14 protein-coding genes are annotated in these 15,126 nt (G+C 39.5%); 8 read left to right on the forward strand and 6 right to left on the reverse strand.

Annotated features, from left to right (window positions below; all coding sequences use genetic code 11):
- Window positions 1-7: 7 nt before the first annotated feature.
- From WNY79_RS10475 to WNY79_RS10490, 4 genes are all read right to left on the reverse strand, one after another.
- The gene (locus WNY79_RS10475; protein WP_342875820.1) at window positions 8-1,846 is read right to left on the reverse strand and encodes a DUF4105 domain-containing protein; all 1,839 of its coding nucleotides are present in this window, start codon (window positions 1,844-1,846) and stop codon (window positions 8-10) included.
- 79 nt (window positions 1,847-1,925) lie between these two features.
- Window positions 1,926-2,408 (reverse strand): DUF3015 domain-containing protein, encoded by a 483-nt coding sequence (locus WNY79_RS10480; protein WP_024589733.1) that lies wholly within the window; start codon window positions 2,406-2,408, stop codon window positions 1,926-1,928.
- A gap of 170 nt (window positions 2,409-2,578) precedes the next feature.
- The gene (locus WNY79_RS10485) at window positions 2,579-2,968 is read right to left on the reverse strand and encodes a hypothetical protein (protein ID WP_007587227.1); all 390 of its coding nucleotides are present in this window, start codon (window positions 2,966-2,968) and stop codon (window positions 2,579-2,581) included.
- Window positions 2,965-3,270 (reverse strand): hypothetical protein, encoded by a 306-nt coding sequence (locus WNY79_RS10490; protein WP_002962854.1) that lies wholly within the window; start codon window positions 3,268-3,270, stop codon window positions 2,965-2,967. The genes WNY79_RS10485 and WNY79_RS10490 overlap by 4 nt, the downstream gene beginning before the upstream one ends.
- Before the next feature lie 273 nt (window positions 3,271-3,543).
- Between WNY79_RS10490 and WNY79_RS10495 the strand changes: the two genes are divergently transcribed.
- Both WNY79_RS10495 and WNY79_RS10500 read left to right on the forward strand, forming a co-directional pair.
- Complete coding sequence (locus WNY79_RS10495) at window positions 3,544-3,963, forward strand: VOC family protein (protein ID WP_002962853.1); 420 nt, start codon at window positions 3,544-3,546, stop codon at window positions 3,961-3,963.
- Window positions 3,964-4,156: 193 nt separating this feature from the next.
- Window positions 4,157-4,975 carry a hypothetical protein gene (locus tag WNY79_RS10500; RefSeq protein ID WP_076925328.1) on the forward strand — a complete coding sequence of 273 codons (819 nt, stop codon included), beginning with the start codon at window positions 4,157-4,159 and terminating at the stop codon, window positions 4,973-4,975.
- A gap of 36 nt (window positions 4,976-5,011) precedes the next feature.
- Here the strand turns inward: WNY79_RS10500 and WNY79_RS10505 are convergent, their stop codons facing one another.
- On the reverse strand, window positions 5,012-5,896 hold the full coding sequence (locus tag WNY79_RS10505) for an AraC family transcriptional regulator (RefSeq protein WP_342875821.1): 885 nt from the start codon (window positions 5,894-5,896) through the stop codon (window positions 5,012-5,014).
- A 184-nt stretch (window positions 5,897-6,080) separates the two neighbouring features.
- Between WNY79_RS10505 and WNY79_RS10510 the strand changes: the two genes are divergently transcribed.
- Window positions 6,081-7,226, forward strand: coding sequence for an iron-containing alcohol dehydrogenase (locus tag WNY79_RS10510; protein WP_342875822.1), 1,146 nt, complete (start codon window positions 6,081-6,083; stop codon window positions 7,224-7,226).
- Between the two features lie 361 nt (window positions 7,227-7,587).
- Window positions 7,588-8,034, forward strand: a complete 447-nt coding sequence (locus WNY79_RS10515) for a DoxX family protein (RefSeq protein WP_197186106.1) — start codon at window positions 7,588-7,590, stop codon at window positions 8,032-8,034.
- Window positions 8,035-8,086: 52 nt separating this feature from the next.
- On the opposite strand, the gene WNY79_RS10520 is transcribed toward WNY79_RS10515, so the two are convergent.
- Complete coding sequence (locus WNY79_RS10520) at window positions 8,087-11,173, reverse strand: beta-galactosidase (protein ID WP_342875823.1); 3,087 nt, start codon at window positions 11,171-11,173, stop codon at window positions 8,087-8,089.
- 112 nt (window positions 11,174-11,285) lie between these two features.
- Here WNY79_RS10520 and WNY79_RS10525 point away from each other — a divergent pair, with 112 nt between their 5' ends.
- From WNY79_RS10525 to WNY79_RS10540, 4 genes are all read left to right on the forward strand, one after another.
- Window positions 11,286-12,104, forward strand: coding sequence for an AraC family transcriptional regulator (locus WNY79_RS10525; RefSeq protein WP_342875824.1), 819 nt, complete (start codon window positions 11,286-11,288; stop codon window positions 12,102-12,104).
- 73 nt (window positions 12,105-12,177) lie between these two features.
- A complete protein-coding gene (locus WNY79_RS10530) occupies window positions 12,178-12,486 on the forward strand; it encodes a hypothetical protein (protein ID WP_024600694.1) in 309 nt (102 codons plus the stop codon).
- 132 nt (window positions 12,487-12,618) lie between these two features.
- Window positions 12,619-13,881: a TolC family protein gene (locus tag WNY79_RS10535; RefSeq protein ID WP_342875825.1), complete on the forward strand. Its 1,263-nt coding sequence runs from the start codon at window positions 12,619-12,621 to the stop codon at window positions 13,879-13,881.
- On the forward strand, window positions 13,878-15,125 hold the full coding sequence (locus tag WNY79_RS10540) for an efflux RND transporter periplasmic adaptor subunit (RefSeq protein WP_342875826.1): 1,248 nt from the start codon (window positions 13,878-13,880) through the stop codon (window positions 15,123-15,125). Before WNY79_RS10535 ends, WNY79_RS10540 begins: the two co-directional genes overlap by 4 nt.
- The last annotated feature ends 1 nt before the right edge of the window (window position 15,126 follow it).

Below are 15,126 nucleotides of genomic sequence, written 5' to 3' on the forward strand. Positions count from 1 at the left end.
GAATAAGTTAAAAGTAAAACTGCATAGCTAAACTCATTGATGAATTATGGCTATGCCATTGAGCATGCTGTAATTTGCTGCGCAGCGATACATTGCGAGAAACAGCGTAATTCCATGTTATAGCTATTTCGCTGTGCTTACTTGCTGCGTTATCAGTTAGCCATAATATATTGCCAGTTAAAGCGAGTTTATGGTTATTGTTTATTTGCCAAATTACACCGGCTTCGCTGCCTATTCCTGTACTAAGTCGGTCGGTTATATCACCTGTATTTAGCTCAAATTGACTAAGAATATAGCCGTGTACATTATTAGGATCGCCATAAGATTTACCATAACCCCCTTTTGTAAAAAAGCGGCCTAAACGTTTACTGTCACTTGGTTGTCGGTCAAAGCCCATTTTAAAGTTCCACGACCAGCTATCAAATACGCGGTTATCGGGTGCAAGCGACATAGCATCTAATAAGTAAAAATGTTCAATATCTGCATTTCCTTCGTCAGTAATAGAGGTTTCCAAATCAAAAAAACTAATTTGTGCACCCGCTATAAAACCTTCAGGTCTATCTAGTAAGTCATGATACGCAAGCCTATAACCAAAATTTGTAAGGTTTGCTTGGTTATTATTTTGTACCCTACCTAGCGATACTTTAGAAGAACCATGACCTTGCTCTGGAGAAGCAATAGGGCGGCTTGGCTTAGTAAATGGCGAAGCTACTTTATATTTGCTGCGCATTAGGAGTAGCTTAGTTAGTCGCGGGGCAATTTCTTCACGATTTAATGCTTTATCGTAAAATTCAAAATTTAACCATTCATACGCCATTTCTAATATAGCGACTAATTGCGACTGTGAGTAATTACGAGTATTGAGAGAGCCACCTTGCATTAACTCTCTTGCATCATCAAGTTGTTCGTCAGTCATCTGAGTAGAGTAATGGTTTAGCTTAGTACCAAAAGCAGGGCGGTAATTAGGTGTTTGTAATAAGTTGTTATTTCTTAGTACTGCAACGGTATCTGATGGAATAGCTTGCATATTAAATGACGATGTTAAATCAAGGTCCTCTTGCGCAAGTTGTAATAATGCAAGTAATTGGTAAGAGCAGTTTTCATCAATAAAAAAGTAATCGAATGTAGCTAATTGTAGTTCCCACAAGTGCAATAAAATGAGCTCTACCTGTGGCTCTGATAAATTAAGTTTATATTCCCAAATATCACGAGATTCTAAGTCATTATATTCGCGTACTTTTTTATAGTACGGCATAAGTGAAAACTTACCTGGGTAGCTGCCAATCAAGCCTTTTAGTGCATACATAGCTGCGTTATCTGAGCCGTCTGGTTCTGCTGCAAAATTAACTGCGAATGCGAGCAACTCTTTATGGCGAGTCTGATCTTTTGCGTCAATACGAAGTAAAGTGTGGCCAAACATTGATGATGGGCTATTCATAAATGCAGTTGGAAAAACTAACGTAACCCCTTTAGGGTTTATTATTTTTTGCCACGCCTGTAGCTCTGGGCAATTAAGTTCGGGCCAGTTATTTTTAATTTTTGTTTTTAGCCATTTATAACGTGCAGGAAACTGACAACGATATTGTGTTGTTTTTGGGTCAGTATTTTTACCACTAAATGTGGCTATAGTTGCTTTAAGTTCGTCATATGGACTTGTTTTACCTGTAGGAGATAAAAAAAACTCAGCACTGTCTACTTCACTTTTCCAATCACCTAATGTGGCCCCGCGGTAGTGACCTAATTTAAGCCAGTAAGGGTCTGTTGCTAATGTATTTGTTTCAATACTTTGAGCGTTTGAGTAAGTACTAAAAAGTGCGAGCAGTAAACCAAATAATATTTTTTTCATAATCACTAAATTACAAAAGCCGCTAGAGAAATACTCCAGCGGCTTTATTTATACGTATAAAACCGGCTAATTTAGCTGATTAAGAAAGAGTATAAGAAGCAAGTTGTGCGTTACTTGCAAGAACAGTGTTTAGGTTTTCTAAAACTGTTTGTGAAGTCACGTTTTCAGAAGTAAATACTGAAGAAAACTGTGCTTGAGCAAGCTTATTGAACGCTGCTTTATCTTGATCTGCAACACCCCAAGCTTCAGCTAGAGTAGCTAAAGTTTCGCCTTCACCTTTTGACATATCACGAGCAAGTTGCTCCATGTTACCGTCAATGAATAAAGCGATTTTTTCTGAAGAAGTTACTGTACCAGTACCATCACAACCAAGAGTACCAAAAGTGATACCAAAAGTTTGGTTACCAGATGTACCGTTTGTTGTAGCGCCTAAAATTTTAACGCCTTTACCTTGCTGACCAGCAAATAACATAGAACCAAGACCACAACCAATATCTTGGTCAGCCATTGCGTTTGAGAAAGGAAGTAAAGATAGTGCAGCTACTGCGATTAGTTTTTTCATTTTCATAAATCCATATATGATTGTCTTTATTTAGGGTAAATAAAGTTCGCGAAAGATTCTAACAGACTTGCAGAGAAAAAGAACAGCTTAAAACATGAATATTTTACACTCTAATTTCTCTACTATATTAAAGCGAATGCTGGGAGAAACTAGACCAGCTCAATAATTTTTTATTGAACTGGTGGCGGCTTTTTACTTCTTGGGGCACCTAACAAAATACAAGTATGGCAGATACATACAGATAAAAATGCACTAATACCCAATGCACCACCGTAACCGTCAAGTTTTGGTACAAGGAACTCAAATAATATTGAAAACAAAATAGATGAGCTTGCTACGGTATAAATACCAAATCGATGTGGGGCGCTCATACCTATGAATGTGCCGCCAAAAAATACAATTGCGTATAAATCGGGGTTTAAATTTAAAGCGCTAAAAATTAAATAAGCAATAATAGAAAGTGAAGACGACGCTCTAACCCCATCAAAGCGGCTATGTTTAGCCAAGTAAAATGTTAAAAAGGCACCAAGCAGTACAAGTAACGGGTATTCAATACTCATAATACAATTCCTTTAGCTAATACAAAAAGTGCCACACTAGCAAAGGCAACACTGCCAAGCTTACCACCAAAGCCTGTAAACATATTCATAGTAAGCACATACAAACTTGAGCCAATAAGCGAAATAATAGCAATTTCCCAGTAACTGGTAATTAAATGGGTTGAACACATACCGGCAAAGCTACCAGCATAAATTGCAGCATAAGGATGATTTTTATAACGCGCAGGAAAGGGAATAAACGAGCCTATAAGCCCCGTTAGCGCAGCAGAAATTACTAAAGGCAGTGCAAAAGTAGTGTGCATAGCAAAGCAAGCTACAAAGCCTAAAAAGAAAGTAATGAATTTTAAAAGTAAGAATTTAATCATAGCGGCGCATTTTAAACTAATCCTTTTGCGCTTTCTAATACTCTCTAACAAATAAATGTTATAAGTAATTACACATTTAAAAAGCATGTTTTTTAAACGACTTTTAGGTATTAAATATGCTTAATAGCGTTGCTGTTAATGTTCTATAAATCACAAATTATGTATAATGGCGATAATTTAATGTATTAAAGTGTTAACCAAGGGTTATTTATGTCTAACTGTTTGCATCTGGCTATTCCAGCTGGCGATTTAAAAGTGGCTAAAGCGTTTTATTGTGACGTACTAGGCTGTAAAACCGGTAACAGTGAAGAAGGTCGCTGGGTAGATATAGACTTTTGGGGTAATGAACTTACCTTGCACCAGAGTGTTGAGCGCTTACCAACAGTTCGCCATGATGTTGATATGGGAGCTGTAGCAGTACCTCACTTTGGGATTCACTTATCTGAAGATGAATTTAATGGATTAAAAAAACGTATTGAAGATGCGGGTATTGAATACCTAGATAAACCATACCGCCGTTTTATTGGTGATGAGTTTGAGCAAGAAACGTTTTTTATTGAAGATCCAAATGGCAATGTGCTTGAAATGAAAACCATGGTAAACCCAGAGGTTTTATTTAAAAAAGTATAAATGCTGTTGTTTAAGTTAAGCTAAAAAACCACTTTAATAAGTGGTTTTCTTATAACTATTAATCAGTGTTTTGATAAATTACTTAATATTTACAGGTGAAAAAAATTACACTACATGCATGATTTTTATTCACTCTACAATGTAGGTATAGCCACGTAAACTCGATTCCAACTCTCATACTTTATTGTTATTTATGCTGCTTAAACTCATAATTGCACCTTTGCTTATTTTACTAATAACATTCGCCCAAAAACGCTTTGGTAGTTTTGTTAGCGGCATAATTCCTGGCTTGCCTATTACCTCTGGGCCTATTTCTTATTTTATAGCATTAGAGCAAGGTAAATTATTTGCAGCTAACTCAGCGGTGGCCTCTCTTTATGGTATGAGCGGTATAGGCTTATTTTGTTTTAGTTACTTGGTTGTATCACGAAGGTTTGGAATGCTTAAATCGCTTTTTACAGCGTTAAGTATTTGGTGTGTATTTAGCGTTATTACTTTATTTTTACCAGTGAATATTATTGTGGCGAGTGTGGTTTCGCTTTGTATTTTACTCGGTTTAACTATTATCTCTACAAAGCTAAATATATCAGCTGATGCAAAACCATTAAATGCCCGCTGGGAGCTTCCGGTAAAAATGATATTAGTGACAAGCTTTATCGTGCTTGTTACGTTTATATCACAGCATATAGGGTCTGCGTGGAGCGGATTAATCTCTACCTTTCCGGTTATTTTGGCGGTAATGGGCAGTGTTGCCCACTTTAGTGACAAACAAGCCTCAACGTTTAAAATTCTTAATGGGGGTATTATTGGTTCATTAGGTGGGTGTGTATTTTTTGCGGTGATTGCGTTTATGTTAAAACATAACTTTATGATTTGGCAGGTGTACGCAACAGCTGCCATTTGCTCAACGTTATTTACTATTATTTTTAGCCAATTTATCAATCGTCAATTTGCTAAGCAAGCTATGCTAAACACCAAAAAAGCAGTGTTTAAGATTGACTCGCTCGGTTAATTTATATCTCTCAAGTCATAATTTTTAGCTAGTTAGTTAGCTGTGTAGTTGAGTTAACATTTCACTAGGTGTTTTATTAAAGTGGCGTTTAAATTCGCGGCTAAATTGCGATGGGCTCGTATAGCCAACCTTTAATGCAGCTTCGTTGGCTTTACTTCCACTAGTGGTTATAAGCTCTTTAGCCTTAGCTAAGCGTACTTTTTTTAAATACTGCAAAGGTGACTCAAACGTTACTTGCCTAAAAGCACGATGGAACGACGATACGCTCATGTTTACATCTTCAGCTAATCCTTCAACTGTAATTTGATTGGCATAACTACTGTGCATAGTTGAGAGCGTACGGGCGATACGCGCATAATGCCCATCATGCATAGCAAGCCCTATTAAAGTATGTCCTTGTGGCCCACAAAGTACACGATATACCAATTCTTTTACTATATCTTCGCCAAAAACGTCAGCCTCAATGGGGTTATTAAGTACGCTAAGTAAACGGTGGGTTACTTGCTCCATTGCACCATCTATTTTAGCCGATTGAACGCCACTCATTTGCCCAGTGATGAATGGCTTATGTGTACCAATTTGGTTTACTAATTTATTTAACATTACCGGGTTTATATCTATAACAATACCCATAACAGGTAGGTTGTTATCGGTAAAAGCTTCGCATTCAAGTGGCACAGGCACACCTAAAACAAGGTAGTCGCCTTCACCATATTTTATTTGATGATCAGGAAAATGAATTATCTTATGTCCTTGCCCAACAATAATAATACCTGAGTTATATATAAGTGGCTGGCGCGGCGAGCTTTTACTTGCACGATGAAAATACACACCTGGAATAATGGTTTCCATGTTGCCTTCAAAGTTAAGTAAATTATTGTGCTCTGCAAATTTTTGCATCATGTTGGCTATTGAGGACATTAAAGCATCTACTATCGTACGAATTTTGCTTAAAATATCAATGTTGACAGTTTTAGGCAAGCTTTTGCGAGTTATTGGGCTTTTTTTATGTTTGTTTTGCCACTAATATGCACTCATTGAAGTTTAGCTTAGTGAGTAACTAAGCATTATATTTAGTATTTAACCGTCACCTAGGAGCAAAATAATGAAATTTAGCTACGTAAACCCAACACTTATCCAGTTCGGCCAAGAACAAATTGCCTCACTAACTGATTTGATCGCAAAGGATCAAAAAGTACTTGTAGTGTACGGCGGCGGTTCAATTAAAAAGAACGGCGTGTACGACCAAGTTGCAGCAGCACTTGAAGGCTTTGACTGGGTTGAATTTTCGGGTGTAGGCGCTAACCCAACAATTGAAGTGTTAGATCAAGCAGTAAAAATTTGTAAAGAACAAGGCATCGACTTTGTACTAGGTGTAGGCGGCGGTTCAGTAATCGACGGCGTTAAATACATTGCAGCATCTGCAGTTTATGATGGCGAAGGTTGGGATATTCCTACTGGTAAGCATACTATTACTAGCGCATTACCAATTGGCGCAATATTAACATTGCCAGCAACGGGTTCAGAGTCTAACCAAAACTCAGTTGTGAGCAAAGAAGCAACGAAGCAAAAACTACCGTTTGCATCAGCAGAAGTACTTCCTAAATTTGCGATTATGGACCCTGATGTAATGAAAACATTACCACAGCGCCAACTTGTGAATGGATTAGTAGATGCATGGGTTCATACCTGTGAGCAGTACCTAACATTCCCTGAAACAGCATTGGTTCAAGAAGGTTACGCAGAGGCACTATTAAGAACGCTTAAAACACTGGGCGATAACTTTGAAAACCAAGACGATGCATGGCGTGCAAACCTTATGTGGGCAGCTAACCAAGCACTTAATGGTTTAATTGGTTCTGGTGTATCGCAAGATTGGGCAACACACATGATTGGCCACGAACTTACAGCTGCTTACGGTGTTGATCATGCCCGTTCACTTGCTATTGTTCAGCCTTCTTTACTACGCAACCAATTTGCAGTTAAAAAAGCAAAGCTTGAGCAAATGGGTAAAAACGTATTTGGTCTTGAGCAATCTGCCGACTTAGCTGAGAAAACAATTGAAGCAATTGAAGCGTTTTACCACAGCCTTGACGTAGCAACTGTGCTTACTGAGCATGGCGATGATAAAGCCGCTGCGATTGACAACATTATTGGCAAACTTGAAGCGCATGGCATGCTAGCACTTGGTGAAAACCAAGCTATTACGCTTAAAGAAAGCCGCGAAATTTTAGAGCAAGCTGTTGCTTAATCATTTTAAAGTAACTTAAAACTTAAAGCCGCTAACGTTCAAAGCTAGCGGCTTTTTTGTGAGTTATACCAATCCGCAATAATACTTAATCATTTTGCGGGGCTAAACGTATCGCTATTTGCGTTAAAAAATTCTCATTTAGAACAACTAAATAGCAAATTTTTTGCCTAGTTATCAACACGTTTTTCCATCCTCAAAATAGATCACTTAATTAAGCGAATTGGTATTAAATAAATTAAAAACACTGCATTGATAATTAACCAATAATGCTGGTGTTAATGTTTGCAAATGATGATAGTAAACTGTGCTCAACGGTTAGAAGAAATCTAACGCTCAAATAAATTAAACAGGACTAAAACTCATGAAATTACTAAACACATTACTTAGCTCAAAAGCAGGCGCAGCAGCATTAATTTTACGAGTGCCTGTGGGCCTTATTTTAGCTGCGCATGGTGCACAAAAATTATTTGCTTGGTTTGGCGGTTATGGCCTTGAAGGTACAGGTCAATGGATGGCGAGTATTGGTTTAGAGCCAGGCTACTGGTTAGCAATGATGGCCGGTAGTGCAGAGTTTTTTGGTGGTATTGCCTTGGTTATTGGTTTATTAACACGCCCAGCAGCGGTTGTTGCTGGCTTTACTATGCTAATTGCTATTTTTAGCGTGCATATTAGTCATGGTTTGTTTATGGCAAACAATGGCTACGAATATGCGTTAACGTTACTTGTTGTAATGGCTGCACTTGCCATTCAAGGAGCGGGAAGTTTTTCGCTTGATAACGTATTAGCTAAAAAACTAGCTAATAAATAACGTTTATAAATTTAAAAAACAGCGGCCAATTTGGCCGCTATTTTTGTTTAAATTATTTAGCAGATAATGTTAAAGAATAGCTGTACTGTTTTTGTTCGAGTAAATATTCTTTATGTGTACTTGGGCTCCATGAATCATCGCCACCAACCCCCATATGTTGATGATCAATATGTACATGTACGCAATCATCAGCAATTAGTTCGTTAGTGTGTTTCGCCTGAGTTAACATGCTTTGAGAATACTCGCTAGCTGCAAACAAAAACGCGCCAGTCACGGTTAAGTTATTAATACTCAGTAATTGGCAATCGCTACGCAGACCATTATCAGTTGGGAATATATACGGTGTATGTAGCTCATTTAAGCTCAAGCTGTAATAACCTAAACGTGCTGCGGCTTTGCGATCTGGGTAGTTTTCGAAAGGCCCTAAACCTAGCCAGTTTATTTTTGTATCGCTTTGCTTATTAAGCGTTGTACTTAGCCCTATACGCGGCATTGGCGGCAGGATATCGTTTAAGTGCACGTTAATATTTAGGCTAATATTACCGGTATTATTTAGTGTATATAGCCACTGTGTTTGAGCCTGTAGCACGCCGTTAAACTCGTAATTAAATACACAAGTAATACGTACATCAACACTTGATTGCACTGCGTGAATTGAGCTACATGTGCGCTGCCATTGCCCTATACCTGCACGCAACCAACGAGCCTCCCACGCATTAGGATCTAGGTTATCTACTTCGCTTACACCAATGTCGTTATCAAGTGGCGCACGATAAAAGTTATCAACCAGTGGGCTACTAATAACCTGAGTATCGTTTTGTAACCACTGCTCTATAAGCCCTGATTGCTTGCTAAAAATAAGTTTAAACTTATCGTTTTCAATATTTAGTTGAGAGTCGGTTTCATTAACACTTATAGCGCTTTGCTTAGAGGTTGGTGTAAATGATTTATCGTTTAAATTATTACTGTTCATTAGCTTAAACTGCTCGGTATCCATAATATGTTGAGCGTTTGCAAAGTGTGAGTCGTTAATTAGCGCTACATCTAAATTAAGGTAATATTGCGCACCTTGCTCAAACGCTGTTTTAGTTTTAATCGTTAACGTGTGCGTACTTTGCGGCGCTATATTAAGTACTTGCTCGCCTTGCTCAACACACACGCCATTTTGCATTAATTGCCAAACGAGCTTTTCGTTATCGGTGTGCCTAAATACGTAATCGCTAAATACCTCAATGGTGTATTGGTTTTGATTTTGCTCACGCAATGTAAATTGTAAATGCTGTTGGCTGTATTTAGCTTCAAACAGGCTAGGGTGTGGTGTTCGGTCTGGGAACAATAACCCGTTTATACAAAACTGTCGGTCATTTAGTTCATCACCAAAGTCGCCACCGTAAGCCCAGTAATGCTCACCGTTTTCGTCAGTTTTAGATAAACCTTGGTCTACCCAATCCCAAATAAAGCCGCCTTGCAAACGCGGGTATTCTCTAAATGCTTGCCAGTAATCGTCAAAGCTACCTAGGCTGTTACCCATTGCGTGAGCGTATTCGCATAAAATAAGCGGGCGAGTTTCACCCGGTAGGCTTAACCATTTTTTAATTGAATATTTAGGTACGGCGTCGTCGGCAACATGCGTATCTACACGGGCGTACATTGGGCAAATAATATCGGTAGCCGTTGTATTTGCGCCGCCACCTTCGTATTGCACTGGGCGAGAAGGGTCAAAGCTTTTTGACCAGCCATACATAGCATCGTGATTTGCACCGTGCCCACATTCGTTACCCAATGACCAAATAATAATTGAGGCGTGGTTTTTGTCGCGCTCAACCATTTGCGTATAGCGCGACATAAATGCACCGGCCCACTGCGGATCGCTTGCCAAACGCCCCATAGGAAACATGCCGTGGGTTTCTATATTGGCTTCATCTACTACGTATAAACCTAGCTCGTCACATAACTCGTAAAAGCGTGGATGGTTAGGGTAGTGAGCAGTACGCACGGCGTTAAAGTTATTTTGCTTCATCAGCTTAATATCTTCAATCATATCGGCGGTAGTAACTGCATGACCGTTTTCAGGGTGGTGCTCGTGGCGGTTAACGCCGCGAATAAGTAGCGGCTTGCCGTTTAGGCAAAGCTGCCCGTTAAGCATTTCTACTTTTCTAAAGCCAATGTTGTAGGCTTCTACATCTACAGTGTTGCCTTGCTCATCAAGCAGGCTTACGACGCAGCGGTACAAGTACGGCGTTTCGGCGGTCCATTTTTTAGGGCTTTGTATATCAATTGTTTGAAATACAACATCGCTCCAGCCACCTTTTTCATCAACACGTTTATTGTTAGTGCTTTGAATCTGTGGCTCACATAGCGCCTGTTCCCCATCAAAAACTTGCACTGCTACTTGATAGTTATTTGGCGCATTAATCGCGGTTTTTATATGTAGCGTTGCATCACGGTAGCAAGCGTCTAAATCGGGGGTTATAAACACATCACGTATTTGATTTTGTGGTTTTGTAAGTAAGTTAACATCGCGAAAAATACCGCTTAGCCACCACATGTCCTGATCTTCTAAGTAACTGCCATCGCTCCAGCGAATAACCATAACGGCAATACGGTTGGTGCCTGCAACTAACAGTGCGCTTAAATCAAACTCGCTTGGCAAGCGGCTATCTTGTGAATAACCCACCCATTGCCCGTTACACCAAAGGTGAAACGCCGAGTTAACGCCTTCAAAAATAATATGATTACGCTGAGCTAATTTCTCCGGCGTAATAGTAAACTCAGTGCGGTAACAGCCTGTAGGGTTATCGCTTGGTACAAAAGGCGGGTTAACTGCAAACGGGTATTTAACATTGCAGTAAATAGGTTTATCAAAACCGTGTAATTGCCAGTTAGAAGGCACTGTAATGCTTTGCCAGTCGCTGTTTAGTGTTTCACTTAGCAATGACTCATCGACCGCTTCGGGTTTATCAAATAATTTAAAATCCCACTGACCGTTTAAACTTTGCTTTTGCGATTGTGTGTTAGTACGGGCATGTTCAACGCTTTTAAAACCATTGAGTGGGCTGTGCGCTTTTACTTGATTAACTTGTACTGAAATTGGGTTTTCCCAATCGCGGCGATTAATTATGTGCTCTAAAGAGGTCATGTTTATCCTATTGCATAAGCGGGCAATTATAATGCGCTAAATATAGCTAAAAATAATCACAGGGGTTATGCTTAAAGCTCTCCTTTATTTATCCAAAACTATCATTGTAATTATGCGCTATAACATTAAAGACATACTCGATATTGGTCCGCGCTGTATAGAACGCTTTATTGATTCACAAACGCTCGCGCAAATGCCAAACCTTGAAATAGCACTTGCGGGTTGCTCAAACCTATCGGGTCGTTATTGCGTAGCACGTACAGCACCGCTAGAACATACACTTTTTTATACGCTTGCAGGGCAGGGTAAATTAACAACACAAAATGAGCAATACACACTTAATGCCAATACACTTATTGTGCTACCAGCAAAGCAAAGCTTTGAAGTTAAAATTGATGCTGAACATTGGGATGTTATTTGGTTAAACCTTGCAAACTCTAAACGTTGGCAGCATTTAAATTTAGCGCAAGCATTGGTGTTAACCGATCAAAAGCTTGAGCCGTTACACCTTGCTATGGAGCTTTTATATAGCGAGCCTAATGCTAATTTACGCGAAAGCGTCATGCCTATTTTAAGTCATTACTTAAATGCTACGCTCCAAAATAACTCACAGGGTGCGGCGCATAACCGTTTAATTAGTTTGTTTGAAGAGGTAGATAAGCGCTTACAGTTTGATTGGACAATAGAGGCAATGTGCGAGCATGTGCATTATTCACCGCCGCACTTACATCGTTTATGCCAAGCGCTATTTGGTAAAAGCCCAATACAACAACTTATTCATTTACGTATTGAGCGAGCTAAAAACTTACTGTTAAACACGGCTTGGCCAATTTCTCATGTGGCAAGTTATGTGGGGTATTCTAATATTTTTATTTTTTCCAAACGTTTCAAGAAGTCGGTAGGTATGTCGCCATCAATGTATAGAAAGTAGCTCGTTACTTTTTGAAGTGTTTAATGTATTGTGCGTGCGTTGTTAATTGTATTTTTGGATTTTATAGGTCGCAATGCGCTCAAATTACTTTTTAGTCGTGATACTCCTAGTGCTTGTACACAGCTTTATTAGCTGTGACGCGGCCGTGTATCATTTACAAGAAGAAGTTGATCACGTTACCCATATTCATTCTCAAACAAGTTTAGAAGATGAAGACGCTCAATCACCTACTGAAATTCATGCCCATCAACATTGCCACTGTGGTTACTACAGTACGCTAAATCATCCAATAAGTCCTGAGCAAAGCCAAGCAACGCAGCCAGCTTGTTACAAAGGCTTAAATTATCCGCCAGATGTTCCGCCACCTAATTCACTTAGCTAGTTTAATTATTTTTTAGATAATTTCAGTGCATTTTATTGCCTGCGCTTATATGCGTTAAAGGTACTATTTTGCCTATTTAGGGTGCTTACGATTTGTAACACACCCACTGTTTGTTAAAAACGGACACGCTATATGAATAAAAAACCAATAACGCTGGTGGCGCTACTGTGCGTATTGCCTGTATTTAGCGCATTTGCTAACAGCGAAAATCAAAAAGTATTAACCCTTAAGCAAGCGCTTACAAATACTGAGCAGCAAAACTTACAGCTTAAACGCTACCCTTATCATCAAAAAATATTGAGTGCGCTTAAAACCCAGGCTGCGCTTGCACCTAATCCAGAGATGAGTTTTGAAGCTGAAAATTTTTTAGGGACCCACGGCTCCCATGCATTTTCGGGGGCGCAGTACACACTTGCACTGAGTCAATTAATAGAGCTTGGCGATAAACGGCAGAACCGCGTTAATTACGCGACTGCAAATATAAAAGCGCAAACAATTGAGTATAAAAATACGCGCTTAGCGCTTTTTGCTACTACTACTGAGCGTTATTACCAAGTACTTAAATTTCAGGCGTTAATAGCTTTAAATAGTGAGCGTAAAAGTACTGTTAAGCAGGCGCTTAAGGCAATAGAAAAACGCGCTGAAGCGGGCGCAGTTTCACAAGCTGATGTAACACGTATGCGCTACGCATTAAGCCAAGTAGATTTAAATACTGCAATGCTACAAAGTGAATTTGAGCGCTCGCGCTTAGCACTAAATGAGCTTTGGCAAGAGCAATTACTCAGTGATTATTATGCTGGGGATTTATCTACAGTTACAGAGCTTAAAAATGAGCAAGCATTACTTGATGCGGTAAATACAGCACCAGACTTTGCTTTGTTACAGCAGCAATATATGCAGCAAACGGCTAATTTATCGCTACAAAAATCAAACGGGGAAAGTGATTTAACACTTAGCGGCGGCGTACGTTATAACCAACAAACAGATGCTAGCTCGTTTGTATTTTCGTTTTCTATGCCGCTACAACTGAGTAATTCTAACAGCGGGAATATTGAGGCGGCTCAAAGCCAGCTTGCACTGCTGAATGAGCAGCAAGGGCAGTTACGTATTCAACTTCGCCAGCAAATACGCACCTTGTACGCGTATTACCAAGGTAAAGCTGCGCAAGCAATGCTGTTAACGCAGCAGGTTATTCCACAGGCGCAAACGCTTATAAAGCAAAGCTTAAAAAGTTATCAGCAAGGGCAAATTTCGGTATTGCAATTACTCGACGCTCAACAAGCTTTATTTGATTCTAAACGCGCACTTATCACCACTCATAGCGAGCTATATCAAGTGCTACTTACTCTAGAGCGTTTAACTGGCCAACCTTTAATCGAGACTCATCAATCATGAATAAAACTCTTATCGCATTATTAATTACCCAGCTGTTTGCATTCCCGCTATTTAGTAGCACGGCTATAGCATCTGACGACAATCACAAAGAAGGTCATGAAGAAGGTCATAAAGATGAACACGCAGAAAAAGGTCCTCACGGCGGATTTTTACTAACCAATAACAAACTTGATTTAGAGCTTAAATTAACGCAATTTGCAGGTAATACGGAGCTGCGAATATATGGTTTTGATAATAATAAAGCCGTTGATATAAACCAGTTAAGCGTAACTATTAATGTGCAGCGTTTAAGTGAAAAACCACAGCTTATTCGCTTTAAAGCAGAAGATGACTATTTAGTAAGTACCGTAAGTGTAAACGAGCCGCACTCATTTAAACTTGACGTTATGGCACGCTATAAAGGGGCTAAAATAAATTATCATTATGAGCAAGAAGAAGGGCGCACCACACTAAGCACCCAAGCAATTGAGCGCGCAGGTATTAAAACCCAACTTGCTCAGTCAGGCAGTGTTGAGCTGATGGATACTTTATTTGGTGTAATAGCACCAACCGCGCACGGCACTGTTGAAGTAATGGCGCCTTACACCGGTTTAGTTAACGATATATTTGTCAGCATTGGTCAAAACGTTAAAAAAGGTGACAAGCTTGCAAGCGTAACTAACCGCGAAACGCTGCAAAATTACATCATAAAAAGTCCCATAACAGGTGTTATTACCGAGCAATATTTAAAGCGCGGTGAACTTGCAAATAGTGCGCTAATGCAAATAGTAAACTTAGAAACCGTATGGGTAGAGCTATCGGCATTTCCTGAAAATATTGAAAAGTTAGCCATAGGGCAAAACGCTAAAGTGTACGACTTACACCATCATTTAAACGCGCAAGGCGAGGTGTTTTTTATCGCGCCAATGATGAGCGGCGGGCATATTGCGCGCGCTCGGGTTGAGCTTAAAAATCCAGACGGGCATTGGCGACCAGGCATGCACGTTAATAGCGATATTAGCACTGCAAATATAAATGCGGCTGTACGCGTTAAAGCGACTGCTATTCAGGAATTTAACGGTAAATCTAGCGTGTTTATTAAAAGCGGTAATGTTTTTGAAGTACGCGCTGTAAAGCTCGGTGCTAAAAATAGTGAATGGGTTGAAGTGTTAGAAGGACTTTCTGTTAATAGTGAGTACGTAACTGAGAACAGTTATGTAATAAAAGCAGATATTTTAAAAAGCGGCGCTAGCCACTCACACTAGG

This window comes from Pseudoalteromonas sp. AS84 (assembly GCF_038900255.1).
In the GTDB taxonomy this organism is placed as follows: domain Bacteria; phylum Pseudomonadota; class Gammaproteobacteria; order Enterobacterales; family Alteromonadaceae; genus Pseudoalteromonas.